This window comes from Streptomyces sp. Q6 (genome assembly GCF_036967205.1).
Taxonomy (GTDB): Bacteria; Actinomycetota; Actinomycetes; order Streptomycetales; family Streptomycetaceae; genus Streptomyces; species Streptomyces citrinus.
This window is the reverse complement of record NZ_CP146022.1, coordinates 2802580-2827933: the sequence shown is the minus strand read 5'-3', so window position 1 is coordinate 2827933 and position 25354 is coordinate 2802580. Positions and strand designations below refer to the sequence as shown.

At 71.2% G+C, this 25354-nt stretch carries 24 protein-coding genes and 1 pseudogene; 15 read left to right on the top strand and 10 right to left on the bottom strand.

Features of this window, described 5'->3' with window-relative positions:
- The first annotated feature begins 53 nt into the window (after positions 1–53).
- The 5 genes from V2W30_RS13220 (at position 54) to V2W30_RS13200 (ending at position 4441) form a co-directional block, all read left to right on the top strand.
- Positions 54–1151, top strand: a complete 1098-nt coding sequence (locus tag V2W30_RS13220) for a PfkB family carbohydrate kinase (RefSeq protein WP_338696340.1) — start codon at positions 54–56, stop codon at positions 1149–1151.
- A 108-nt stretch (positions 1152–1259) separates the two neighbouring features.
- A complete protein-coding gene (locus V2W30_RS13215) occupies positions 1260–2297 on the top strand; it encodes a PhoH family protein (RefSeq protein ID WP_338696338.1) in 1038 nt (345 codons plus the stop codon).
- A gap of 13 nt (positions 2298–2310) precedes the next feature.
- Positions 2311–2808 carry an rRNA maturation RNase YbeY gene (gene ybeY, locus V2W30_RS13210; protein WP_338696336.1) on the top strand — a complete coding sequence of 166 codons (498 nt, stop codon included), beginning with the start codon at positions 2311–2313 and terminating at the stop codon, positions 2806–2808.
- The gene (locus tag V2W30_RS13205) at positions 2805–4088 is read left to right on the top strand and encodes a hemolysin family protein (RefSeq protein WP_338696334.1); all 1284 of its coding nucleotides are present in this window, start codon (positions 2805–2807) and stop codon (positions 4086–4088) included. Before ybeY ends, V2W30_RS13205 begins: the two co-directional genes overlap by 4 nt.
- Positions 4085–4441, top strand: coding sequence for an MmcQ/YjbR family DNA-binding protein (locus tag V2W30_RS13200; protein ID WP_338696332.1), 357 nt, complete (start codon positions 4085–4087; stop codon positions 4439–4441). Before V2W30_RS13205 ends, V2W30_RS13200 begins: the two co-directional genes overlap by 4 nt.
- Positions 4442–4618: 177 nt before the next feature.
- Here the strand turns inward: V2W30_RS13200 and V2W30_RS13195 are convergent, their stop codons facing one another.
- Positions 4619–4768 carry a hypothetical protein gene (locus V2W30_RS13195; RefSeq protein ID WP_338696330.1) on the bottom strand — a complete coding sequence of 50 codons (150 nt, stop codon included), beginning with the start codon at positions 4766–4768 and terminating at the stop codon, positions 4619–4621.
- 433 nt (positions 4769–5201) lie between these two features.
- On the opposite strand from V2W30_RS13195, the gene V2W30_RS13190 reads away from it, so the two are divergent.
- The gene (locus V2W30_RS13190) at positions 5202–6098 is read left to right on the top strand and encodes a helix-turn-helix transcriptional regulator (RefSeq protein ID WP_338696329.1); all 897 of its coding nucleotides are present in this window, start codon (positions 5202–5204) and stop codon (positions 6096–6098) included.
- Positions 6099–6102: 4 nt separating this feature from the next.
- On the top strand, positions 6103–6471 hold the full coding sequence (locus tag V2W30_RS13185) for a DUF397 domain-containing protein (protein WP_338696328.1): 369 nt from the start codon (positions 6103–6105) through the stop codon (positions 6469–6471).
- Positions 6472–6487: 16 nt separating this feature from the next.
- Here V2W30_RS13185 and V2W30_RS13180 read toward each other — a convergent pair whose 3' ends face one another.
- Positions 6488–7894, bottom strand: coding sequence for an MFS transporter (locus V2W30_RS13180; protein ID WP_338696327.1), 1407 nt, complete (start codon positions 7892–7894; stop codon positions 6488–6490).
- A 162-nt stretch (positions 7895–8056) separates the two neighbouring features.
- On the opposite strand from V2W30_RS13180, the gene V2W30_RS13175 reads away from it, so the two are divergent.
- The 3 genes and pseudogenes from V2W30_RS13175 to V2W30_RS13165 all read left to right on the top strand — a co-directional run.
- On the top strand, positions 8057–8881 hold the full coding sequence (locus V2W30_RS13175; RefSeq protein ID WP_338703590.1) for a helix-turn-helix transcriptional regulator: 825 nt from the start codon (positions 8057–8059) through the stop codon (positions 8879–8881).
- Positions 8882–8925: 44 nt separating this feature from the next.
- Complete coding sequence (locus V2W30_RS13170; RefSeq protein WP_338696326.1) at positions 8926–9279, top strand: cytidine deaminase; 354 nt, start codon at positions 8926–8928, stop codon at positions 9277–9279.
- Between the two features lie 377 nt (positions 9280–9656).
- Positions 9657–10022, top strand: a pseudogene (locus V2W30_RS13165) (transglycosylase family protein); the annotation flags it as partial.
- Between the two features lie 135 nt (positions 10023–10157).
- On the opposite strand, the gene V2W30_RS13160 reads toward V2W30_RS13165, so the two are convergent.
- Together V2W30_RS13160 and V2W30_RS13155 are read right to left on the bottom strand one after the other, a co-directional pair.
- Entirely contained in the window at positions 10158–10496 is a 339-nt protein-coding gene (locus V2W30_RS13160; protein ID WP_338696324.1) for a P-II family nitrogen regulator, read from the bottom strand.
- Positions 10493–11821, bottom strand: a complete 1329-nt coding sequence (locus V2W30_RS13155; RefSeq protein WP_338696322.1) for an ammonium transporter — start codon at positions 11819–11821, stop codon at positions 10493–10495. The genes V2W30_RS13160 and V2W30_RS13155 overlap by 4 nt, the downstream gene beginning before the upstream one ends.
- A gap of 120 nt (positions 11822–11941) precedes the next feature.
- Between V2W30_RS13155 and era the strand changes: the two genes are divergently transcribed.
- Positions 11942–12892 (top strand): GTPase Era, encoded by a 951-nt coding sequence (gene era, locus V2W30_RS13150; RefSeq protein WP_338696320.1) that lies wholly within the window; start codon positions 11942–11944, stop codon positions 12890–12892.
- Here the strand turns inward: era and V2W30_RS13145 are convergent.
- The gene (locus tag V2W30_RS13145; protein ID WP_338696318.1) at positions 12889–13731 is read right to left on the bottom strand and encodes a helix-turn-helix transcriptional regulator; all 843 of its coding nucleotides are present in this window, start codon (positions 13729–13731) and stop codon (positions 12889–12891) included. The two genes, era and V2W30_RS13145, sit on opposite strands and share 4 nt — an antisense overlap.
- Positions 13732–13891: 160 nt before the next feature.
- Here V2W30_RS13145 and V2W30_RS13140 point away from each other — a divergent pair, with 160 nt between their 5' ends.
- Entirely contained in the window at positions 13892–14746 is an 855-nt protein-coding gene (locus V2W30_RS13140; RefSeq protein ID WP_338696316.1) for an NAD-dependent epimerase/dehydratase family protein, read from the top strand.
- Positions 14747–15153: 407 nt separating this feature from the next.
- Here the strand turns inward: V2W30_RS13140 and V2W30_RS13135 are convergent, their stop codons facing one another.
- The 5 genes from V2W30_RS13135 to V2W30_RS13115 are packed head-to-tail and all read right to left on the bottom strand — an operon-like array spanning position 15154 to position 19975.
- Complete coding sequence (locus V2W30_RS13135; protein WP_338696314.1) at positions 15154–15963, bottom strand: GNAT family N-acetyltransferase; 810 nt, start codon at positions 15961–15963, stop codon at positions 15154–15156.
- 9 nt (positions 15964–15972) lie between these two features.
- Entirely contained in the window at positions 15973–17214 is a 1242-nt protein-coding gene (locus tag V2W30_RS13130; protein WP_338696313.1) for an MFS transporter, read from the bottom strand.
- Positions 17211–18536 carry a GH1 family beta-glucosidase gene (locus tag V2W30_RS13125; protein ID WP_338696312.1) on the bottom strand — a complete coding sequence of 442 codons (1326 nt, stop codon included), beginning with the start codon at positions 18534–18536 and terminating at the stop codon, positions 17211–17213. Before V2W30_RS13125 ends, V2W30_RS13130 begins: the two co-directional genes overlap by 4 nt.
- A gap of 57 nt (positions 18537–18593) precedes the next feature.
- Positions 18594–18860: a protealysin inhibitor emfourin gene (locus V2W30_RS13120; RefSeq protein ID WP_338696310.1), complete on the bottom strand. Its 267-nt coding sequence runs from the start codon at positions 18858–18860 to the stop codon at positions 18594–18596.
- Between the two features lie 26 nt (positions 18861–18886).
- Positions 18887–19975, bottom strand: coding sequence for a M4 family metallopeptidase (locus V2W30_RS13115; protein ID WP_338696309.1), 1089 nt, complete (start codon positions 19973–19975; stop codon positions 18887–18889).
- Between the two features lie 290 nt (positions 19976–20265).
- Here V2W30_RS13115 and leuA point away from each other — a divergent pair, with 290 nt between their 5' ends.
- From leuA to V2W30_RS13100, 3 genes are all read left to right on the top strand, one after another.
- Positions 20266–21987 (top strand): 2-isopropylmalate synthase, encoded by a 1722-nt coding sequence (gene leuA / locus V2W30_RS13110; RefSeq protein WP_338696308.1) that lies wholly within the window; start codon positions 20266–20268, stop codon positions 21985–21987.
- A gap of 265 nt (positions 21988–22252) precedes the next feature.
- Positions 22253–22945 carry a TerB family tellurite resistance protein gene (locus tag V2W30_RS13105; RefSeq protein ID WP_338703588.1) on the top strand — a complete coding sequence of 231 codons (693 nt, stop codon included), beginning with the start codon at positions 22253–22255 and terminating at the stop codon, positions 22943–22945.
- A gap of 163 nt (positions 22946–23108) precedes the next feature.
- Entirely contained in the window at positions 23109–25211 is a 2103-nt protein-coding gene (locus tag V2W30_RS13100) for an MMPL family transporter (RefSeq protein WP_338696307.1), read from the top strand.
- Positions 25212–25354: the final 143 nt, after the last annotated feature.

Below are 25354 nucleotides of genomic sequence, written 5' to 3'. Positions count from 1 at the left end.
CGGGAACCTGTCGGGCACACTGTCCGGACCCGTACCACTTCAGGGAGCGTGATGTGACCTCCACCGCCCCGGACCGCGACCGCACCGACCCCCTCGCGGCGCTGCGCACGCCCGGCGAACCCGCCTGCGACGTCTATCTCACCGGCACCGTCTTCCTCGACATCATCTTCACCGGGCTCGACAGCGCGCCCGTGCGCGGCACCGAATCCTGGGCCCGCGGCATGGGATCGAGCCCCGGCGGCGTCGCCAACATGGCCACCGCCCTCGCCCGCCTCGGCCTGCGCACCTCACTGGCCGCCGAGTTCGGCGACGACCACTACGGCGAGTACTGCTGGGACACCCTCGAACAGGGCGAGGGCATCGACCTCGGCTTCTCGCGGACCGTCCCCGGCTGGCACTCGCCGGTCACCGTCTCCATGGCGTACGAGGGCGAACGCACCATGGTCAGCCACGGCCACGTAGCACCCCCGCAGGAGCACGCGCCGCGCTGCCCGCCGCGCGCGAGAGCCGCCGTCGCCTCCCTCGCACCGGGCGTCGACGCGCCCTGGGTCGCCGAGGCCGCCCGCAAGGGCACCCGTATCTTCGCGGACGTCGGCTGGGACGAGACCGGCCGCTGGGACCTCGCCGCACTGCCGGACCTCGCCCAGTGCGAGGCGTTCCTGCCCAACGCAGAGGAGGCCATGCGCTACACGCGCACCAGCTGCCCCCGCGCCGCCGCCCACGCCCTCGCCGAACACGTGCCGCTCGCCGTCGTCACCCTCGGTTCCGAAGGCGCGTACGCCGTCGACGGCCGCACCGGCGAGACCGCCTCCGTCCCGGCCATCGAGGTCGCCGCGCTCGACCCGACCGGCGCCGGGGACGTCTTCGTGGCCGGATTCGTCACCGGCACCCTCGCCGACTGGCCGCTCGCCGACCGGCTCGCCTTCGCCGGACTCACCGCGGCCCTCTCCGTCCAGGAGTTCGGCGGCTCCCTCTCGGCACCCGGCTGGTCCGAGATCGCCGCGTGGTGGCGCCAGGTCCACACCTACGAGGACCAGGACCCCGCCGCCCTGGAGCGCTACGCCTTCCTCGGACCGCTGCTGCCCGGCAGCGCACGCCCCTGGCCGCTGCGCCGGGCCGTGCCGACCATCGGGTTCGGCCGCTCCGCGTAGCGCGCACCCGCACCGGAAAAGCCCTCGGCGATGTCAGTGCGGCGTCGTAGGCTGGAACGCATCAGACCACGGCTGTCACAAGGAGATCGCGGCCTACAGAGCCCGCCCATGACGCAGACACCATCCAGCTCACGCGCGCAGTTCACCGTCCCGGCGAAGCACCCCATGGTGGAGATCCTCGGATCCGGAGACGCGCTGTTGCGGGTGATCGAGAAGGCCTTCCCGGAGGCCGACATCCACGTCCGGGGCAATGAGATCAGTGCGACCGGAGAGCCCGCCGAAGTGGCCCTCATCCAGCGCCTGTTCGACGAGATGATGCTGGTTCTGAGGACAGGGGCACCGATGACCGAGGACGCCGTGGAGCGCTCCATCGCCATGCTGAAGGCGACGCAGAACGGGGAGGGCGGCGGCGACGAGACCCCCGCCGAGGTCCTCACGCAGAACATCCTGTCCTCGCGCGGGCGCACCATCCGCCCCAAGACGCTCAACCAGAAGCGGTACGTCGACGCGATCGACAAGCACACCATCGTCTTCGGCATCGGCCCCGCCGGCACCGGCAAGACCTACCTGGCGATGGCCAAGGCCGTCCAGGCGCTCCAGTCCAAGCAGGTCAACCGCATCATCCTGACCCGCCCCGCGGTGGAGGCGGGCGAGCGCCTCGGCTTCCTGCCCGGCACCCTGTACGAGAAGATCGACCCGTACCTGCGCCCGCTGTACGACGCGCTGCACGACATGCTGGACCCGGACTCGATCCCCCGGCTGATGGCGGCGGGCACGATCGAGGTGGCGCCGCTGGCTTATATGCGGGGTAGAACGCTGAACGACGCGTTCATCATCCTCGACGAGGCGCAGAACACCAGCCCCGAGCAGATGAAGATGTTCCTGACCCGGCTCGGGTTCGACTCGAAGATCGTGATCACGGGTGACGTGACCCAGGTCGACCTGCCGAACGGCACGAAGAGCGGTCTGCGGCAGGTGCAGGACATCCTGGAGGGCCTCGACGACGTGCACTTCTCGCGGCTCTCGTCCCAGGATGTCGTCCGGCACAAGCTGGTCGGCCGTATCGTCGATGCGTACGAGAAGTACGACAGCGAGAACGGTACGGAGAACGGCTCCCACCAGGGCGGCCGCACCAAGCGGAAGTAGACGAACCAGCGCCATGTCGATCGACGTCAACAACGAGTCCGGAACCGAGGTCGACGAGCAGGCGATCCTCGACATCGCCCGCTACGCCCTCGCGCGGATGCGTATCCACCCGCTCTCCGAGCTCTCGGTGATCGTCGTGGACGCCGAAGCCATGGAGCAGCTGCACGTGCAGTGGATGGACCTGCCGGGTCCGACCGATGTCATGTCCTTCCCGATGGACGAGCTGCGTCCGCCGACGAAGGACGACGAGGAGCCCCCGCAGGGGCTCCTCGGCGACATCGTGCTCTGCCCGGAGGTCGCGAAGAAGCAGGGCGAGGACGCGCCGACGCAGCACTCGATGAACGAGGAGCTCCAGCTGCTCACCGTGCACGGGGTGCTGCACCTGCTCGGCTACGACCACGAGGAGCCCGACGAGAAGGCGGAGATGTTCGGTCTCCAGGCCGCCATCGTCGACGGCTGGCGTGCGGAGAAGGGGATGGAGGGTCCGTCACCGGCCCCGACCGTGTCATGAGTCCCTCCCTCATCGCGGGCGCCGTCGCGCTGGTCGTCGTCGCGTGGCTCGCGGCGTGCGCCGAGGCCGGTATCGCCCGTACGTCGAGTTTCCGCGCCGAGGAGGCCGTACGGTCCGGGCGGCGCGGCAGCGCCAAGCTGGCGCAGGTCGCCGCCGATCCGACGCGGTATCTGAACGTGGCGCTGCTGGTGCGCGTGGCTTGCGAGATGGCCGCCGCCTCGCTCGTCACGTACGCGTGCCTGGAGGAGTTCACCGAGACCTGGCAGGCGCTGCTCGTCGCGATCGGCGTGATGGTGCTCGTCTCGTACGTGGCCGTCGGTGTCTCGCCGCGCACCATCGGGCGCCAGCATCCGCTGAACACGGCGACCGCCGCCGCGTATGTGCTGCTGCCGCTGGCGCGGATCATGGGTCCCATTCCGCCGCTGCTGATCCTCATCGGCAACGCGCTGACGCCCGGCAAGGGTTTCCGGCGCGGCCCGTTCGCCTCCGAGGCCGAGCTGCGGGCCATGGTCGACCTCGCGGAGAAGGAATCGCTGATCGAGGACGACGAGCGCCGGATGGTGCACTCCGTCTTCGAGCTGGGCGACACGCTGGTGCGCGAGGTGATGGTGCCGCGCACCGACCTCGTCGTCATCGAGCGGTACAAGACGATCCGGCAGGCGCTCACGCTCGCGCTGCGGTCCGGGTTCTCGCGCATCCCCGTGGTGGGCGAGAGCGAGGACGACGTCGTCGGGATCGTGTACCTGAAGGACCTCGCGCGCAAGACGCACATCAGCCGCGACGCCGAGGCCGAACTGGTGTCGACCGCCATGCGGCCCGCCACCTTCGTGCCCGACACGAAGAACGCCGGTGACCTGCTGCGCGAGATGCAGCAGCTGCGCAACCACGTCGCCGTCGTCATCGACGAGTACGGCGGCACGGCGGGCATCGTCACGATCGAGGACATCCTGGAGGAGATCGTCGGTGAGATCACCGACGAGTACGACCGGGAGCTGCCGCCCGTGGAGGAGCTGGGCGACGACCGGTTCCGGGTGACGGCGCGGCTCGACATCGGGGACCTCGGCGAGCTGTACGGCATCGAGGAGTTCGACGACGAGGACGTGGAGACCGTCGGCGGCCTCCTCGCCAAGGCGCTCGGCCGGGTGCCGATCGCCGGGGCGTCGTCCTCGGTGACGCTGCCCGACGGGCGGGTCCTGCGGCTGACCGCGGAGGCCGCGGCCGGCCGGCGCAACAAGATCGTGACGGTGCTGGTCGAACCCACGGGGGAGCAGGAGACGTGACACCGCAGGAGCTGCGCGCACTGTGCCTGTCGTTCAACGCGGCGGTCGAGGACTTCCCGTTCAGCCCGGAGATCTCGGTCTTCAAGGTGCTGGGCAAGATGTTCGCCCTCACGCATCTGGACGCGCGGCCCCTGACCGTCAACCTGAAGTGCGACCCGGACGACGCGGTGCGCCTCCGCACCGAGTACGAGGGCCTCGTCGTGCCCGGCTGGCACATGAACAAGCGCCACTGGAACACGGTCGACGCGGGCGAACTCCCCGACCGGCTGGTCCGGGAACTCGTCGAGGACTCGTACGACCTGGTGGTGGCGGGACTCCCGCGAGCGGAGCGACTGAAGCTGGACCGCTCGTGACGCCGTGAATTGGCCCGACTGACTCTCGCCAACGGTCGGGCGCGGCGGCAGAATGGACTGACGGTGCGCTGTGATGCCACCGCTCCGGGCCGCCTGCCAGGGAAACTCGGAACGGCAGCGTCTCCATCGGGCGTCCGCCGCTTTTGGCCCCGGCCTCCTGGTCGGGGCTGATCGCTGTCACACGAAGGGCAGAATCCACTCCTCGACGATCTTCTGGATCGCGATGAGGAGATTGATCAGCGGGAGCAGCTGAGCCACTCGCGCGCCCCACGTGGGCTGCATCCGGTCCGGGTGACGCCCTCCTTCCTGCTTGTCGTGCTTACCCATCGCCGCACACTCCTTCCGATACCGCTCGCCGCCGCGTCAAGGCACGGGGACCCACGAACGGGTGGGGTGTATGTGGCGATCGTGGGGCTCCAAGTGCGCTTCTGGAGTGCGGTGTCGGCCATGCTGGGCGATCAACTCCCTTGGTGTGCCTGCGTGTTCGCTTGCGGCAATACCTCAGAGTATCTCCGAGCTGGCCGATTGGACAGTGCCTCTTGAGAGAGAGCTATCGGCTACCCCCATTCTGCTAGGTAGCAGATCGCCATGTAGGGTGTGCGCAGAGCGCGCGGTGCCTGGGCGCTGCACCCCTGGTGTGGGGCGTGCGCACCCCGTGTGAGAAGTCGCCCTGGAACGTCGTAACCATGAGGGTCTCGATGAGTGATGTGTATAGCTGCTACGTTGCACAAAGCTGGATGCGCTTGGGGGTGGAGCATTCATGACGGCGACCAGTGCGGCGCTCTTGCGGCTACGGCTGCGCACGGAGCTCCGGAAGGCGCGGATCGCAGCGAATCTGACGCAGCGTGAGGTCGCGGAGCGGATGGAGTGGAGTCCGTCCAAGCTGATCCGGATCGAGGCCGGCGAGGTCGGTATCTCGATCAACGATCTGCGTCCGCTCGCCGCCGCCTACAGCATCTCGGACCGGCGCAAGCTGGAGGAGCTGCTCAACATGGCGCGGGGGAGTCGGCGGATGCCGTTCTCCGAGTACCGGGACATGTTCAGCAAGGACTTCATGCAGTTCCTCGCGCTGGAGTCGGCCGCCTCGATCAACCGGCAGTTCGCCTCCTTGGCCATCCCCGGTCTGTTGCAGACCGAGGAGTACATGCGCGCCGTGATCGGCGCGTTCGACAAGGGGGAGCCCGAGGAGCGCACCGAGCGCTACGTCGAGGCGCGACTCGCCCGCCAGGAAGTCCTCGAGAACGAGGAGTGCGAGTACTTCTTCGTCCTGGACGAGTCCGTGGTGCGCCGGGTGGCGGGTGGCAGGCGGGTGATGCGCGCGCAGTTGGAGCATCTCGCCGACATGTCCCAGCGCCCCAACGTCACCGTGCAGGTCCTTCCGTTCAGCGTCGGGGCCCACCCCGGTATCCAGGGCCCCTTCACCTTGTTCGAGTTCCGCGACGAGGTCATGGAGGACGCCCTGTTCCTTGAGGACTCGCGCGGCCTCACCACCGCCAGCAACTCCGCGGAGGAGACGCGGCGGTACCTGGAGCGGTTCTGGGAACTGGAGGATCTGGCCATCAAGGACGGCGTCGAGCGGGTGCTGCGCCGCCTCGCGGAGCGCGTCGTCGAGGGCGGAGACGATCTGGAGGCGCTACTGCAGCAAGAGCCTGCCTGAGCGGATGTTGGCGCCAACTCGCCGCAGGATTCGGCAAGTTGGCGCGAATTGGCATGCTTGGAAAGATGGTCTCCACCTCTATGCTGGGAACGCTGTTGCGTGTCCCTGCGACCGGTGTCCGGGGGCACCCCGGCTGGAGTGTCCGCAACCGGGGTGGAGGTTGAGGGTGAGCGGGTCACGGGCGTGGCGGAAGAGCAGTGCGAGCGGCAGCGGCGGGGGGAACTGCGTCGAGGTCGCCCGTGCCGGTGCCGAGGTGTGCGTCCGGGACTCCAAGCGGCGGCGTGGCCGGATCATGACCGTTGCCCCCGCCGCGTGGGGGTCTTTCCTGCGGGCCCTGTCCGACGAGTCGTTCGACGGGGGCAAGCGGTCGTAGCGGCGGGGGCCGTCGGTCATCGGCGGCGCAGGCCGAGTGCCACCACGGCCGCTGTCACCAGGACGATCGCCGCGTCCAGCGCGATCACCGTGCGGACGCCGGTCACCAGGTCCGTGGACGTCGTGGCGAGGACGCCGAGCAGCGGGATGCCGATCGTGATGCCCACCTGCTGGGTCGAGGTGACCAGGCCGGTGGCCAGGCCCTGCTCCTCGTCGCGGACCCCCGAGGTGGCGGTGACGTTGTAGGCGACGATCGCGCCGAGGTGTCCGACGCAGGCCAGCGCGGCGGCCGCCGTCGCCAGCCACACGGATCCGGCGCCGGTGCCGATGCCGAGCAGCGACGCGGTGATCAGGCCCTGGGCGACCAGCGAGCCGACCAGGGTGCGGTGGGCGCCGAGGCGGCCGATGACGCGCGGGGCGAACATGCCGGTGACGACGGCCGTCGCGCCCTGGAGGCCGAAGATGAGGCCGGTCGCGAACGCCGACAGCTTCAGCGTCTCCTGGAGGTACAGGGTGAGCACGAAGACGATCGTCGACATCATCGAGAAGGTGACCAGGCCGCCGAGGTTGCCGAAGGCCACCGAGCGGCGGCGCAGCATCGGCAGCGACACCAGCGGCTGGGCGGTGCGCGACTCCACGTAGCCGAAGAGGGCGAGGAGGGCGATGCCCGCGATCAGTCCGGCGATGACGTCGGCGCCGCCGAAGCCGCGCTCGGCCGCCGTCGACAGGGCGTAGATCAGGGCGAGCAGACCGCCGGTGACGGTGATCGCGCCGGGTACGTCGAGGCGCGGGCGGTCCGGGGTGCGGGACTCGGGCAGCAGGCCGGGGGCGAGCGGCAGGACCAGCGCGGTGAACAGGGCGAGCAGGCCCATCGTCGAGCGCCAGCCCAGGGTGTCGGTCAGGGTGCCGCCGGCGACCATGCCGACGGTGAAGCCGAGCGAGAGCACCGTGCCGGCGATGCCGAGTGCCTTGTCGCGCTGCGGCCCCTCGGGGAACGTCGTGGTCAGCAGGGACATGCCGGTCGGCACGATCGCGGCGGCGCCGAGACCCTGGAGCGCGCGTCCCACGAGGAACGACGTCGGGTCCCAGGCGAACGTGGTGAGCAGCGAGGCCGTGCCGAACACGACGAGCCCGGTCAGGAAGAGCCTGCGGCGTCCGTAGAGGTCGCCGACCCGGCCGAACAGGAGCAGGAACCCGCCCGACGGCAGGGCGAAGGCGGTGACCGCCCACTGGAGGGCGGACTGGCTCATGCCGAGGTCGGGGCCGAGGACGGGCAGCGCCACGTTCAGGATGGAGAAGTCGAGCGCGACCATGAACTGCGCGGCGCACAGCACGAACAGGACGAGCTTGGCGCGGCGGGAGAGCCGGGGCGGGGGTGCGACGACCGTGGTGTCGACCGCGGTGGGGAGGATGTCGGTTGCCATGGCCACGAGCTTCGCCGTCCCGGAATGTTCGTGGAGAGTAGGAACTTATGCTGGTGGTCGCACCACCAGGCAGGTCGCACGATCAGCTACGCGGAGGGGGAGTCCGTGGCGGACAGCGAGGCGCTCAAGGCCCATCGGCTGGGCGAATTGAGGGAGTTCCTGATGAGCCGGCGGGCCCGGGTCACGCCCGCGCAGGCCGGACTGCCCGACGGCGGCGCCCGCAGGCGCACCCCCGGACTGCGCCGCGAGGAGGTCGCCGTGCTCGCCGGGGTCGGGGCGTCCTGGTACCAGTGGCTGGAGCAGGGCCGCGACATCTCGGTGTCGCCGCAGGTGCTCGACGCGGTCGCGCGGGTGCTGCGGCTCAGTGACGCCGAGCGCAGGCATCTCTACGTCCTGGCGGGGCTCAACCCGCCCGCGCCCCGGGCCGATCCGGCGTACGAGGCGAGCGGCGGTGAGCAGTTGCGGCGGCTGATCGACACGTGGATGCCGTATCCGGCGCACATCATGGACGGCTACTACAACTGCGTGATGTACAACCACGCGGCGGCGATGGTGCTCGGCATGCGCCCGGAGACGACGCAGAACTGCATCCTGGACTTCTTCACGGATCCGCTCTACCGCGCGCGCAGCGTGAGTTGGGAGCAGAACGCGGAGACGGTCGTCGCCCAGTTCCGCTCGGCCTGCTCGGACTGCCCGGACGACGCCGGGTTCCAGGAGGTCGTGGCCGAGCTGAAGCAGGCGAGCCCGGAGTTCGCGGAGTTGTGGGAGCGGCGCGACATCTCGGCGCAGGGCACGATCCGCAAGGAGCTGGAGCATCCGGTGGCGGGGCTGCTCGTCGTCGAGTCGACGGCCATGAAGGTGCCGGCCCGCCCCGATCTGACCGTCGTCCTGCACACGCCGCTGCCGGAGGCCGACACCGCCGCCAAGCTGGAGTGGCTCGCCTCGCCCGAGGGGCGGCGCGGGTCGATGTATCCCGTCGCGGGGTGAGCCCGGCGGACCGGTGGGCAGGGCCCGGCTCTTATGCTCACCCCATGACTGAGAGCACCGACCTCGGCCCCGAGGACCGCAAGATCGTCACCCTGGCCCGCTCCGCGCGGGCGCGCAACGGTGTGCCCGAGGGCGCGGCCGTGCGCGACGAGACGGGGCGTACGTACGTCGCGGGCACCGTCGCCCTGGACTCCCTGAAGCTGAGCGCGCTCCAGACCGCCGTGGCCATGGCCGTCGCGTCCGGCGCGCAGTCCCTGGAGGCGGCGGCCGTCGTCTCCGCGGCCGAGTCCGTCGCCGCCGGGGATCTCGCCGCGGTGGGGGATCTGGGCGGGGCCGGGACGCCGGTGTTCCTCGCGGCGCCCGACGGGACGGTGCGGGCCTCCGTCGAGGCCGGCTGAACCGGAGGCGTCCGGGAGGCGTGCATCACAGCGAAATGCCCGATCCCAGTAGTGAAGCGGCTTTCGCCCGAAGTGCGTGAACACGGTCACGTCGGCCTGGGGCCGGGACTTTGGTCCCGGCCCTTACGCGTGCCAGCAGGGCGGGCGGATCCCGTGCGGCGCAAGGCCCGCGGGGCTCTCGGCCCGGAGCGTCCGGCCCGCGGCGGCGCCCCGGGAATCCGGGACCAAAGTCCCGCCGATGGGACTTAAGGCCCCTGGGGCGGGCGGGGCGCGCCGGTCATGGTGGATCAGTCGCCGGGCGCCGATCGCGTTCCGACAGCGTCCCGTCCTCGGGAGGCGCCGCGACACTCCTCGTCCCCGAACAAAGGCTTCTCTACGTGTTCTCCGCTGCTCTCAAGTCCTCGTCCCGTGTCCGTCGTCTCGCCGTCGGCACCGTCCTGACCGGCGCCGCGGGTGCCATGGTGCTCGCGGGCACCGGCAGCGCCTCCGCGGCGACCGCGGCCGCCCCGGCGAGCTCCTGGGACGCCGTCGCGCAGTGCGAGTCCGGCGGCGACTGGGCGGCGAACACCGGCAACGGCTTCTCCGGCGGTCTCCAGTTCACCTCGTCCACCTGGGCGGCCTACGGCGGCACGCAGTACGCGGCCTCCGCGCACCAGGCCAGCAAGGGCGAGCAGATCACCGTCGCCAACAAGGTCCTCGCGGACCAGGGCGCGACCGCCTGGCCGGTGTGCGGCGCCAGCCTGTGACATCAGGGCGGTAGACACGCCCGAACACGCGGAGCGCGGCCGGAGGCACTGATGCCTCCGGCCGCGCTCCGCGTCGTCGCGCTCCTGCGTCGCGCGGCCGCACGCACCGGCCGCACGCGTCGGACGCGGTCCCTACACGGCGTCCGGTCCGCGCTCGCCCGTGCGGACCCGCACCACCGAGTCGACCGGTACGCACCACACCTTGCCGTCGCCGATCTTGCCCGTGCGGGCGGCGCGCACGATGGCGTCCATCGCGGGCTCCGCGTCGGCGTCGTCGACGACGACCTCGACCCGCACCTTCGGCACGAGGTCGACCCGGTACTCCGCGCCGCGGTACACCTCGGTGTGCCCGCGCTGGCGCCCGTAGCCGCTGGCCTCGGTCACCGTCAGACCGTGCACGCCCAGCTCCTGGAGCGCCGTCTTGACCTCGTCGAGGCGGAACGGCTTGACGACCGCGGTGATCAGCTTCATGGCTGCTTGGCCTTTCCTGCGAGGGCAGCGGGGAGGTGCGCGGGGTGCGTGGACGCACTCAGGACGCCGTGATCGTACGCACTCTCGGCGTGCATCGTCTGGTCCAGGCCCGTCATCTCGTCCTCGGCGGACGCCCGGAAGCCCATCAGCCGGTCGATGACCTTGCCGATCCCGTACGTCACGAGGAAGGTGTACGCCGCCACGACCACGACCGCGACCAGCTGCTTGCCGAGCTGCCCCAACCCGCCCCCGTAGAAGAGGCCCTCCTCGGCCGGCGAACCGGTCATCGCGGAGGTGGCGAAGAGGCCGATGAGGACCGTACCGACGACACCGCCGACGAAGTGCACGCCGACGACGTCGAGCGAGTCGTCGTAGTCGAAGCGGAACTTCCAGGCGACGGCGTACGAGCAGACCACGCCCGCCGCGAGACCGACCACCGCCGCGCCCAGCACGCCCACCACCCCGCACGCCGGGGTGATCGCGACCAGGCCGGCCACCGCGCCGGACGCGGCGCCGAACGTCGTCGGGTGCCCGTCCCGCTTCTGCTCCACGAACAGCCAGCCGAGCAGGCCGGTGCAGCCCGCGATCAGGGTGTTGAAGAGGGAGGCGGCGGCGATGCCGTTCGCGCCGAGCGCCGAGCCGCCGTTGAAGCCGAGCCAGCCGAACCACAGCAGGCCCGCGCCCATGACCACCATCGGCAGGTTGTGCGGGCGCATGGCGTCCTTCTTGAACCCGACGCGCGGGCCGAGCACGAGGCAGAGCGCCAGACCGGAGGCGCCCGACGCGATCTCGACGACCAGGCCGCCCGCGAAGTCCAGGGCGCCCAGGTGGTTCGCGATCCAGCCGCCCGGACCCCACACCCAGTGCGCCACGGGAACGTATACGAGCAGTGCCCAGACCGGTACGAAGACCAGCCACGCCCCGAACTTCGTGCGGTCCGCGACCGCGCCGCTGATCAGCGCCGCCGTGATGATCGCGAACGTCAGCTGGAAGGTGGTGAAGAGGAAGGTGGGGACCGTGCCGGTCACGTCGGACGGGCCGATGCCCGCCATTCCCGCGTGTCCGAGGCCGCCGATGAGGCCGGCGAAGGAGTCGTCACCGAACGCGAGGGAGTATCCGGCGACCAGCCAGACCACCGTGACCAGGGCGATCGACACGAAACTCATCATCAGCATGTTCAGCACGCTCTTCGTACGGACCATGCCGCCGTAGAAGAGGGCGAGTCCGGGCGTCATGAGCAGGACGAGGGCGGTGGCGGCGAGCAGCCAGGCGGTGTCACCGGAGTCGAGGGCGGGGGCGTTGCCTGCGGCGATGGTCGCGGTCATGCGGGCCAGCGTCACGGGCCCGGGTTTCCGAATTCGTACCCACGCGTTTCCGCCGTGTTTCATGTTGCCGAGGTGTTACCGATGTCTCACGGTGCTCCGGCACCTGCGGTATCAGGGACAATGGGCGCCATGAGCGTTCACACCCCTGCCGCCGGACCCGCCCACCGTGCCGGTTTCGCCTGCTTCGTCGGCCGCCCCAACGCGGGCAAGTCCACCCTCACGAACGCTCTGGTCGGCAAGAAGGTGGCTATCACCGCGGACCAGCCGCAGACCACACGGCACACGGTGCGCGGCATCGTGCACCGCGACGACGCCCAGCTGATCCTGGTCGACACCCCGGGCCTCCACAAGCCGCGCACGCTGCTCGGCGAGCGCCTCAACGACGTGGTGCGCACCACGTGGGCCGAGGTCGACGTCATCGGCTTCTGCCTCCCCGCGAACGAGAAGCTCGGCCCCGGTGACCGGTTCATCGCGAAGGAGCTGGCGTCGATCAAGAAGACGCCGAAGATCGCGATCGTCACCAAGACCGACCTCGTCGACAGCAAGCAGCTCGCCGAACAGCTCATCGCCATCGACCAGCTCGGCAAGGAGCTCGGCTTCGAGTGGGCCGAGATCATCCCGGTCTCCGCCGTCGGCGACCAGCAGATCGGCCTCCTCGCCGACCTCATCGTGCCGCTGCTGCCCGAGGGCCCCGCGCTGTACCCGGAGGGCGACCTCACCGACGAGCCCGAGCAGGTCATGGTCGCGGAGCTGATCCGCGAGGCCGCGCTCGAAGGCGTACGGGACGAGCTGCCGCACTCCATCGCCGTCGTCGTGGAGGAGATGCTGCCGCGCGAGGACCGCCCCGCCGACAAGCCGCTCCTCGACATCCACGCCTTCGTCTACATCGAGCGCCCCAGCCAGAAGGGCATCATCATCGGCCCGAAGGGCAAGCGCCTCAAGGACGTCGGCATCAAGTCCCGCAAGCAGATCGAGGCGCTGCTCGGTACGCCGGTCTACCTCGACCTGCACGTGAAGGTCGCCAAGGACTGGCAGCGCGACCCGCGGCAGCTGCGCAAGCTGGGCTTCTAGGCGCCCCAGCGGTCGCTGGGGGTGAGGTCCTGGAGGCCGATCACCCGCAGCAGCTCCAGGCGCTCGTACGTCTCCGTGCCCGGACGGGCCGAGTGCACGACGAGCTGCTGGCTGTGGCCGTCGCCGGTCAGCACCTCGCAGTCCAGGTCGAGCACGCCGACCACCGGATGCAGGAAACGCTTCGGCGACGGGCGGTGCACCTCCACGTCGTGCGTCCGCCAGAACCCCTCGAACTCCCTTGAGCCGGCGCGCAGTTCGGCCACCAGGGCGGCGGGGCCGGGGTCGTCGGGGCGGGCCGCGGTGACCGCGCGCAGGCTCGCCACGTGGGAGCGGGCGTGCCGCTCGTGGACCTCCGGCGGGAACAGGGTCCTCAGGGACGGTTCGGTGAACCAGCCCCGGATCACGTTCGTCCCCGTGCGGTCGCCGCTCAGCGCCATCGACATCGCGTTCTGCGCGAGCATCTCGCCCCAGTCGCTCAGCACCGACGCCGGCAGATCGTGCAGCCGGTCCAGGATCAGCAGCAGGCCGGGCCGCACATGGCCGGACGACGTGCCACGGCGCGGCGGCTCCTCGCCCGCCAGATGGAACAGATGGTCGCGCTCGGCGTCCGTCAGCCGCAGCGCGCGGGCCAGCGCGGTGAGCATCTGCCGCGACGGATGCGAGCCGCGGCGCTGTTCGAGCCGCGTGTAGTAGTCCGTGGACATCCCGGCGAGCTGCGCCACCTCCTCGCGGCGCAGGCCGGGCGTGCGGCGCCGCGGGCCCGCGGTCAGGCCCACGTCCGAGGGCGCCAGGCGGGTGCGGGAGCGGAGCAGGAAGTCGGCGAGTTCGACACGGTTCACCTCTCCAGGATCGCCCGGCGCGCGGCGCGCGACCAGGCCGTATCCAGGGAGTGCGGGTCCCTGGATAACCGCGTCTCTCCCGCCGCGGCCGCAGATCGCCGACGCTTCTGGCGATGGCTACGGCAGCTGCGACGGCTGCACCGAAGGCAAGGAGGCGGCCATGCTGACATTGGTGACGGGTGCGACGGGACAGGTCGGTCGGCGGTTCGTGCCGCGACTGCTCCAGAGCGCCCCGCCGGGGGACCGGGTACGGGTCCTCGTCCGGGACGCGGCGCGCGGGGAGCGGTTCGCCGCACTCGGGGCGGACGTGGTGACCGGGGATCTGCGGGACACCGACGTGCTGGGCAAGGCGACGGCGGGCGTGGACTGTGTGGTCAACGTCGCGGCGGCGTTCCGCGGGGTGCCGGACGAGGAGGCGCGGGCCGTCAACCGGGACGCGGCGATCGAGCTGGGCCGGGCCGCGGTGGCCTCCGGCGTGGGCAGGTTCGTGCAGGTCAGCACCGGGCTCGTGTACGGCACCGGGCGGGGCAGGCCGCTCGTGGAGGACGACGAGACGGTGCCGGGCGGGGGCATGTGGGGCGCGTACCCGGAGTCCAAGTGGGAGGCGGAGCGGGCGCTCGGCGCGCTCGACGGCCTCGACGATCTGCGGATCGGGCGGCTGCCGTTCGTCTACGGCGACGGGGATCCGCATCTCGCCGATGTGATGCGGTGGGCTCCTTCGTGGCCCGCGATGCAGCGGCTGCACATGGGGCATCACGTGGATGTGGCGCAGGGGTTGCGGCGGCTGCTGTACGCGCCGGGGGCGTCCGGGGTGTACAACATCGCCGATGACGCGCCGGTGACGACGGTGGATCTGTTTCAGCTGAACGGTGTGGCGGTGCCCGCGGAGGCGTACGCGAAGGTTGATCCGGATCCTTGGGGGGCGGTGATGTCCACGTTCCGGATCCGGCACGAGTTGGGCTACCGCCCGGTGTTCTCGTCCGTGTGGGCGGCGCGCGACGCGGGGGCCCTGTAGGGGTGCGGCCCCGGGGCTCCGCCCCGGCCCCCGCTGCTCAATCGCCGCAGGCGCTTGGAGGGGGTGCCGCCCCGGCCCTGTCACGTGGTCGCCGTAGGGGCTTGGAGGGGGTGGGGTGGGCGGCGTGGTGATGTGGGGCCTTGCGGGAGTGCGGCCCCGGGGCTCCGCCCCGGCCCCCGCTGCTCAATCGCCGTAGGGGCTTGGAGGGGGTGGGGTGGGCGGCGTGGTGATGTGGGGCCTTGCGGGAGTGCGGCCCCGGGGCTCCGCCCCGGCCCCCGCTGCTCAATCGCCGCAGGGGCTTGGAGGGGGTGCCGCCCCGGCCCTGTCACGTGGTCGCCGCAGGGGCTTGGAGGGGGTGCCGCCCTGGCCCTGTCACGTGGTCGCCGTAGGGGCTTGGAGGGGGTGGTTTAGGGGGTGGTTGACGGGGGTTCGGCGATCATGGCTGTGGCTTGGCGGTGGAAGCCGAGTTTCGCGTAGACGCGGGCCACGTCGTCGTCCCCGGCCGAGAGGAACACCGTGTTCGCGCCGGTCGTGGACGCGTGGGTGACGAGGGCCGATGTCACCGCCAGGCCGAGGCCCCTGCGGCGTGCGGCCGGGAGTGTGCCGACGCCGGCCACCTCCGTGACGTCGCCGACGGGCAGGTGCATGCCGGAGCTGACCACCACCCCGTTCTCGACGGCCGCCGCCACGACGACCTGCCCGGCCCGGATCCGGTCCTGGTACCCGGACAGCGTCCCGTCCCCGGCCCGCTCCGTGAGCGCCGCGGTCAGTTCGGCGGCGCCCGCCGTGCCGACCGCGGTCCCGGGGTGCGCGAACGCCACGTGCGGCAGCGCCAGCGCCGCCGCCAGGAACGGGTCGTCGGCGGACAGGATCCGGACCAGCGGATGCGGTGCGCCCGCGGGAGCCCCGGGTTCCCGGGCCATCAGCGGATGCGTGTGCACCACGAGCCCCGCCGCCTCGGCGGCCGCCCGCATCCCCGGCGTCGTCTCCGCCACCCACTCGAACGCCTCGGGCACCTTCAGCTCCCGCTGCCGGGCCCGTACGGCGAGCACGTCGGTCACGCTCGGCGGCGGCGCGTCCGCGCGCAGGGCCGGGCGCGCGTAGTACGGCCAGCCCGCGCCCTCGCGGACGAAGAGGGTGAGGGAGTCGAAGTCCTCGGCGCGTGCCGCCGTGCGCGGTACGGCGTCGTAGTACCGCTCAAGCTGTTCCAGGCGCATGCCGGGACCCTATGCGACCCCCCGGATCCGGCGCACCAGAATTGCCCCGGCCAGACCCACCCCGGCCGCCACCAGGTACAGCACCCGGTAGCCGCCGAGGTGGTTCACCAGGGGAGCGGCGAGCGCGGGGGCCGCGACCTGGGGCAGGGAGTTGGCGATGTTGATGACGCCGAGGTCCTTGCCGCGGTCGCGGGCCTTCGGCAGGACGTCCGTCATCAGCGCGAAGTCGACGGAGGTGAAGACGCCGAAGGCGACCCCGAGGACCGCCGCGGCGACCAGTGACCCCGGCCACGTCTGCCAGAAGGCGAGCAGCCCCGTCGCCACCGCCATCAGCACGCCCGACCAGAGCACGAACGGTTTGCGGCGCCCCACCCGGTCCGACCAGATCCCGCCGACGACGACGGTGGCGAGGAGCGTCACCCCGTTCACGGCGGTCAGGATGAGGACTCCCGACTCCGGGTCCGCGTAGTCCAGTCGGTCGCGGAGGTAGAAGAACAGGTACAGCAGGACCAGCGCGTTGCCGAGGTTGATCAGGAAGCGCGTCAGCCACGCCCACCCGAAGTCCGGATACGTGCGCGGACTCAGCCAGAAGCCCCGCGCGAACCCCCGCCACGACCACGCGGGGCGCGCCGCCGGGTCCAGGCGCAGATCCGGGAAGCGCAGCACGTACGGCGCGACGCCCACCAGCGTGAACACGGCGCACGCCGCGTACCCGGCGCCGATCCCGCCGGCCGCCGTCGCGAGCCCCGTGCCCACGACCACGCCCAGGATCTGCGCGGCCCCCAACCAGCCGCCCACAGCACCCCGTTGAAGCCGGGGCACCCGGTCCGGGACGGCCGCGGTGACCGCCGCGAACGACGCGTTGAGCGTCAGCTGCACCAGGCACCAGCCCGCGAACAGCACCCACACCGCGTCCGCGCCGCCGAGCAGCAGCAGCGACAGCGCGCCGCCCGCCGCGCCCGCCACGATCCACGGCGTACGCCGCCCGAACCGCGACACCGTGCGGTCGGAGAGCGCCCCGAAGAGCGGGTTCGCGGCCAGCGAGACGACCGCGCCGACGCCCGTCACCCACGCGAGCAGCGACTCCTTCGACATGCCCGCGCCGGGCGCGAAGTGCTCGGACTGCCGGGCGAGGAGGATCTGGAGAGGGCCGTACCAGCCCACCCAGATCGCTCCGTTGGCGAGCGAGAGCGCCGACGTCCAGCCGCGCCCCACCCGCTCGCCCGGCTCCTGGAGGGCGAGCCCCGTCACGGGCGTTGCGCCCGCAGCGCGTCACACAGCCACCCGTACGAGGCCTTGGGGGTGCGCCGCTGTGTCGCGTAGTCGACGTGGACGAGTCCGAAGCGCTTCGTGTAGCCCTCCGCCCACTCGAAGTTGTCCATCAGCGACCAGACGAAGTAGCCGCGCACGTCGACACCCGCCTCCAACGCCCGGTGCAGCGCCCGCAGATGCCCCTGGAGGAAGGCGATGCGCTCCGGGTCGTCGATGCCTTCGTACGCGCATCCGTTCTCGGTGACGACGAGCGGGGGCAGCCGGTCCCCGTACCGTTCACGGAAGCCGGTGAGCAGCTCGGTGAACGCCTCGGGGACCACCGGCCAGTCGAAGTCCGTCGTCGGATACCCGTCGATCCTGCCTACGGAGAAGGGGAGTTCGGCGGGGAGGGTGAGGCCGGAGAACTCCACGTCCGCCGTGCCCGGCGCGCCCACCTTCGTCGGCTGGTAGTAGTTGATCCCGTACCAGTCGAGGGTGTCCTCGGAGATCACCTTCAGGTCGCCGGCCACATCCCCGCCCGGCATCAACTCCCCGAATCCGTCCGGGTAGCGGCCCAGGATCAGCGGGTCGGAGAAGAGCCGGTTGAGGATCACGTCGTACAGGTCGGCGGCCGCGGTGTCGGCCGGGTCGTCGGAGGCGGGCCAGGTCGGGCCGTGCGAGTTGGCGATGCCGAGGTCACGGACGCCCGCCGCGCGCAGGGCCCGCGCCGCGAGTCCGTGCGCGAGGAGCTGGTGGTGGGCCACCGGCAGCGCGTCGAAGAGCAGCTTCCTGCCGGGGGCGTGCTCGCCGAGCGCGTGCCCCAGCAACGTGTGCTCGGCGGGTTCGTTGAGGGTGATCCACTTGCTGACGCGGTCGCCGAGCCGGGCCGCGACCGTCGCCGCGTACTCCGCGAACCGGTGGGCGGTGTCCCGCTCCAGCCAGTCGAGGCCCACCGGAAGGTCCCAGTGGAAGAGCGTCGGCACCGGGCGTACGCCCTGCGCGCACAGCTCGTCGACGAGCCGGTCGTAGAAGTCGAGGCCGCCCGGCGCGAGCACCCGCGGCCAGGAGACGGAGAAGCGGTACGCGTCCACGCCCAGGTCGCGGACGAGCGCCACGTCCTCGCGGTAGCGGGCCACGTGGTCGCAGGCCACCTCCGCCGTCGAGCCGTCCCTGATCCGGCCGGGCTCGGCGCCGAACACGTCCCAGACGGAGGGCGCGCGCTCCGCGACGGCGCCCTCGATCTGATGGGCCGACGTCGAGACGCCCCACAGGAAACCGGGCGGGAACTGCGGGAGCGCGGCATCGTCCTCGGTCGCTGTCATGGCCGCGATCTTCCGTACCGGCCGGTACGAAGTCAACGGCCATGCAGCAAGCGGATGTCACGCTCCTTCTTTGAGCACCCGCGTGATCAGTTTGCGCTGTTCCTCGGTGAGCCGGGGGTCCGCGCAGTACACGGTCCTGCCGTCCACGGTGAGGGTGTAGCTGAACCCGTCCGGCACGCCTATCGGCGGCGTGCCCCGGCCGGCGGCCAGCGCCCTCTCGGCCAGGGCGTGCCATTCATGGGCGTCGGCACGGCCCGCCGTGTCGACCTCCGCGTGCCGGTCGATGCCGGCGAATCCACCCGTGCGCTTGACCTGAATACGCATGGGTCCCTGTCTACCGCAGCGCGCGCCTAGTGAGTAGGCACCCCGACCTGCTCCCACGCCTTCAGGACAGCCTGGTACTCCTCGCCGCTGCCGCCGTAGCGGGACTTCGCGGTCTCCAGGGTCTCCTTCGCGAAGTCGGTGAAGGAGCTGTCCTGCCTCAGCTTGCCGCCGGTGAGCGTGTCGTACCAGATCTGTCCGGCCCGCTCCCAGGCGTGCCCGCCGAGCGACTCGGCCAGGATGTAGAAGGCGTGGTTGGGGATGCCGGAGTTGATGTGCACGCCGCCGTTGTCCCGGCCGGTGCGCACGTAGTGGTCCATGTCGGCGGGCTGCGGGTCCTTGCCGAGCTCCGGGTCGTCGAAGGCGGTGCCCGGGGCCTTCATGGAGCGCAGGGCCACGCCGTGGATGCGCGGCGCGAGCAGCCCGGCGCCGATCAGCCAGTCGGCCTCGGAGGCGGTCTGGCCCAGCGTGTACTGCTTGATCAGCGAGCCGAACACGTCGGACATCGACTCGTTCAGGGCGCCCGGCTGCCCGAAGTACGTCAGGTTCGCCGTGTACTGCGTGACGCCGTGGGTCAGCTCGTGGCCGATGACGTCGACGGGGATGGTGAAGTCGAGGAAGATCTGGCCGTCACCGTCGCCGAACACCATCTGCTCGCCGTTCCAGAAGGCGTTGTTGTAGTCCTCGGAGTAGTGCACCGTCGCGAGCAGCGGCAGACCGCTGCCGTCGATCGAGTAGCGGGCGAACTTCTCCAGATACAGCTCGAACGTGGCGCCGAGGCCCGCGTACGCGCGGTTGACGGTCGCGTCCTTGCCGGGCTTGTCGCCCTCGCCGCGCACCTTGCGCCCCGGCAGGTTGGTGCCGTGCTTGGCGTCGTAGATGGTGCGGTGAGGCTTCTGCGCGGCGGCTTCGGGGGGCGGCGCCACGGAGGGCGCGCCGATGACGGTCGTCATCCGGCGGTGGGTACGCTCGAAGGCGTCGCGCTCCAGGGTCTTACGAGCCGTGGCGGCGATCGCGGAGTCCTCGGACTGGGCGGCCTTGTCGAGGACGTGGGGCGGCACGATGGTGCAGAAAACGGGCTCGAACCCCTCCGGGTTCCCCGTTGGGTTGGCGGTCATGCGTGGCAATGTGGCACTGGGTCATGCCGCTGTCACTACCTGCAACCATGATTACTGAAATAGAGGTATTGATCACCTCTTACCCGTTACCTCATGACGGTCCCGCATACTGATACGGGCCTCCGTCTCCGGCGCGACTGGGCTAGTGTGCTCCGCATCATGCGTTTCGGGCTGCTTCTCCTTAGCTGCCGCGGCGAGGGCCTGTAGTCGAGGCCGACCCCCTCCCCGCGGAGTTTTGGCGTTGCGCCGTCGGCCGACTGACCGGCAACCTCCCGAGGAGCCCACGCATCATGGCGAACCGCCAGCAGCCCAGCAGCATGCCGATCCACAAGTACGGTCAGTACGACCAGGTGGACATCCCCGACCGCACCTGGCCCAGCAAGCGTGTCACCACCGCCCCCCGCTGGCTCTCCACGGACCTGCGCGACGGCAACCAGGCCCTGATCGACCCGATGTCGCCCGAGCGCAAGCGCCGGATGTTCGACCAGCTGGTCAAGATGGGCTACAAGGAGATCGAGGTCGGCTTCCCCGCGTCCGGCCAGACCGACTTCGACTTCGTCCGCTCGATCATCGAGGAGCCGGGAGCGATCCCGGACGACGTGACGATCTCCGTACTGACCCAGGCCCGCGAGGACCTGATCGAGCGGACCGTGGAGTCCCTGAAGGGCGCCAGGCGCGCCACGCTGCACCTGTACAACGCCACCGCGCCGGTCTTCCGCCGCGTCGTCTTCCGCGGCTCGAAGGAAGACATCAAGCAGATCGCCGTCGACGGCACGCGGCTGGTCATGGAGTACGCGGAGAAGCTGCTGGGCCCGGAGACAGAGTTCGGCTACCAGTACAGCCCGGAGATCTTCACCGACACCGAACTGGACTTCGCCCTGGAGGTCTGCGAAGCCGTCTGTGACGTGTGGGAGCCGGCCGAGGGCCGCGAGATCATCCTCAACCTGCCCGCCACGGTCGAGCGCTCCACCCCGTCCACGCACGCCGACCGGTTCGAGTGGATGGGCCGGAACCTGACGCGGCGCGAGCACGTCTGCCTGTCCGTGCACCCGCACAACGACCGCGGCACCGCCGTCGCCGCCGCCGAGCTGGCCCTGATGGCCGGCGCCGACCGCATCGAGGGCTGCCTGTTCGGCCAGGGCGAGCGCACCGGCAACGTCGACCTGGTGACCCTGGGCATGAACCTGTTCTCGCAGGGCGTCGACCCGCAGATCGACTTCTCCGACATCGACGAGATCCGTCGTACGTGGGAGTACTGCAACCAGATGGAGGTCCACCCGCGCCACCCGTACGTGGGCGACCTGGTCTACACGTCCTTCTCCGGCTCCCACCAGGACGCCATCAAGAAGGGCTTCGACGCGATGGAGGCCGACGCGGCCGCCAAGGGCGTCACCGTCGACGACATCGAGTGGGCCGTCCCGTACCTGCCGATCGACCCGAAGGACGTCGGCCGCTCCTACGAGGCCGTCATCCGCGTCAACTCGCAGTCCGGCAAGGGCGGGATCGCGTACGTCCTGAAGAACGACCACAGCCTGGACCTGCCGCGCCGGATGCAGGTCGAGTTCTCCAAGGTCATCCAGGCGAAGACGGACGCCGAGGGCGGCGAGGTCACGCCGAAGGACATCTGGAACGTCTTCCAGGACGAGTACCTGCCGAACCCGCACAACCCGTGGGGCCGCATCCAGGTCAAGACGGGCCAGACCACGACCGACACGGACGGCGTCGACACGCTGACCGTCGAGGCCGAGGTCGACGGCGTCGAGCAGGTCCTGGTCGGCACCGGCAACGGTCCGATCTCGGCCTTCTTCCACGCCCTCCAGGGCATCGACATCGACGCCCGCCTGCTGGACTACACGGAGCACACGATGAGCGAGGGCGCGTCCGCGGTGGCCGCCTCGTACATCGAGGTCGCGATCGGCGACAAGGTTCTGTGGGGCATCGGCATCGACGCGAATACGACACGTGCCTCGCTGAAGGCCGTCGTCTCCGCCGTCAACCGCGCGACCCGCTGAGGCGGTTGAGCTGCTCGTTCCCGGCCCCGTACACCTTTTGTGGGTGTGCGGGGCCGTGGCGTGTATCGGCCAGTGCGCCGGTCCGTCGTGACCTCGGCGTGACCAAGGTACTGACGCCGCATCAACAATGTGGCTAACATCACGCCAACACCGCGGCTCCGCATCCCGAGGCGCTGTCGAAGGGCAGAGGCGGGGTGGAGTGAAACGCAACGAAGCGTGCGGTGCCGTTACGGAGGTGTGCGACGTGCTGCCGATCTGGGGACGTATGCGACAGGCCGGACTCTCGCGGGTCCTGGGCGTGCACACCGCGTGGACCACCGTGGGCGACGGGGAGTTCTTCTGCCCGGGCTGTGGTGGCGATCGCAACTACCAACGGCGCACCGGGCGGCGCCGGTTCAGCGTGCTCGGGGTCCCCGTGCTGCCGCGCGGCGAGACCGGACCCGTCGTCCAGTGCGCGGCCTGCGAGGAGCGCTACGGCACGGACGCGCTCGACCACCCGACCACGCACCGCCTCTCGGCGATGCTGCGCGACGCCGTGCACACGGTGGTCCTCGCGGTGCTCGCGGCGGGCGGCGCGTCGTCGCGCCCGGCGCTGGAGTCCGCGGTCGGCGCGCTGCGCGGGGCCGGATTCGACGACACCTGCGAGGAGCAACTCGCGGCACTGGTCGAGGCGTTGATGAGCGACGCCGGACGGATGCGGATGCCCGACCCGTGCGCGGGAACCGGCTCCGGGGCCGGGCTCGCGATCGAACTGCACGAGGCGCTCGATCCGCTCACGCCGCATCTCGCCCCGGCCGGACGGGAGTCGCTCCTGTTGCAGGGCGCGCGGATCGCCCTGGCCGACGGCCCGTACTCGGCGGCCGAGCGTGACGTGCTGCGCACGGTGGGCGCCGCGCTGACCCTGTGTACGGACGAGGTGGACCAGATCCTGGTCGCCGCCACCCGGACACCCCGCTGATCCCTCGCCGTTGACGGACGCCGTACTCCCTGGGGAGTACGGCGGCCCCCGGACCGCCCCCGGGAGTACCGCCCCCCTCGCCCTCTCGCCCGACGCGTCGCCCCCTCCCCTCGAAGAGTCTGGAGCGGACGGACTTCGAGACGAGAGAGAAGGGGGCCCACCCATGGGGGGACCGCCTGCACGAAACGCGCGGCGGCGACGGGTCGTACTGCCGTGGACGTTGCTGGGGCTCTGGATCGCCGTGCTCGCGCTCGCCGGCCCGTTCGCCGGCAAGCTCGGTGACGTCCAGCACGACCGGGCCGTCGACTATCTGCCCGCGAGCGCCGACTCGACGCAGGTCGCGAAGATCCAGGACCGGCTGCCGGGCGGCGAGACGACCGAGCTGGTGCTCGTCTACCACCGGGACGGCGGCCTCACCGCCGGGGACCGGGAGACCGCGGGCGAGCAAGTCGCCGCGATCGGACGTGAGTTGAAGCTCACCGGGACCCCCGAGGGGGTGCCCTCCAAGAGCGGTGACACCCTCATGTACCCCGTCGCCAGCAACGCGCCCGGCCAGGACGAGAAGCTCCGCGACGCCTTCGTGAACGACGTACGGGACATCGCCCACGACACTGGCGCCGGGATGAGCGTCGAGGTCGGCGGGCCGGGGGCGCTGGCCACCGACGCCGCCGAGGTCTACCAGTCCCTCGACGGGCCGCTGCTCTACACGACCGTCGCCGTCGTCGCGATCCTGCTGATCCTGATCTACCGCAGCCCGTTCCTGTGGCTCGTGCCGCTCGTCGTCGCGGGCGTCGCCGACTTCCTGTCGATGGGCGTCGCGTACGGGCTCCACGAGACCTTCGGGACCACCATCAGCGGGCAGAGCTCGGGCGTCATGACCATCCTCGTCTTCGGCGCGGGCACCGACTACGCGCTGCTCATCGTGGCCAGGTACCGGGAGGAACTGCGGCGCGTCGAGCGGCCCTACGACGCCATGCGCGTCGCCCTGCGCGGCTGCGGGCCCGCGGTCCTCGCCTCCTCGGGGACGGTCGCCGCGGGACTCCTGTGCCTGCTCGCCGCCGACCTCAACTCCTCCCGCGGCATGGGCCCGTTGGGCGCCGTCGGCGTGCTGTGCGCGCTCGTCGCCATGCTGACGCTGCTGCCCGCCGTCCTCGTCCTGCTCGGCCGCCGTGTGTTCTGGCCGCTCGTCCCCGCGCTCGGCTCGCAGCCGAAGCCGCGCAGGTCGCTGTTCTCCGCGATGGGTTCGTCGGCGGAACGCCGGCCGCTCACCGTCCTCGGCGTCGGCGCCGTCCTGCTCGGGGCGCTCGCCCTCGGCGCGCTGAACCTGTCCGGCGCCGTCAAACAGGAGGACTCCTTCACCAGCACACCCGACTCCGTCGCCGCGATGAAGACCCTCGCCGCCGCCTACCCGGAGACCGGCACCCAGCCCCTGACCGTCATCGCGCCGACCCGCGGCGCGGACCGGGCCGTGCGGACCGCACGCGCCACCGAGGGCGTCGCCGACGTACAGCGCGGGCGCAGCGGCGGCGGCTGGACCGAGATCACCGTCGTCGCCAGGGCCGCGCCGCAGAGCGCTGCCGAGACCGCCACCATCGAGGCGCTGCGCGACGGACTCGACGCCCAGGGCGCCTACGTCGGCGGACCCAGCGCCGAGCAGCTCGACCTGAAGGACACCAACGCCCGGGACCGCCTCGTCGTCGTGCCGATCGTGCTCGCCGCCGTGCTGCTCGTCCTCGTCGCACTGCTGCGCTCGCTCGTCGCGCCGCTGATGCTGCTCGTCGCCGTGGTCGCGGTGTGGGGCGCGGCGCTCGGCATCGGCGGGCTCGTCTTCGGCCCGGTGTTCGGCTTCGAGGGGACCGACCCGGGGCTCGAACTGCTCTCCTTCGTCTTCCTCGTCGCGTTGGGCGTCGACTACGGGATCTTCCTGATGCACCGGATGCGCGAGGAAGTGCTCGGCGGCGCCGACACCAGGGCAGCGGCGCTCACCGCGCTGCGCACCACGGGCGGGGTCATCGCCTCCGCCGGTCTCGTGCTCGCCGCCACGTTCGCCGTGCTCACCAACATGCCGATGGTCCAACTCGTCGAGCTGGGCTTCGTCATCGCGGTCGGCGTACTCCTCGACACCTTCCTCGTCCGTACGTACCTGGTGACGTCCGCGAGCCTCGCGCTCGGCCGGAAGGTGTGGTGGCCGGGGGCGCTGTCCCGCCCGGCCGGCGAACCCGTACCGCCGCCGGCCGAGGAGGCCGTCCTCACCCGCACCTCCTGAACGACCCGGGGCGCCCCTTCGACCACCTCCCCGTGCCCGCCCTGTCGAAGGGGCGCCCCCTGACGGAAGATGAGCCCGTGGACGTCACCCGCCTTCTCCTGCTGCCCGGCCGCGGCCCCGGCGCCGCCCGCCGGGCCGCGCCG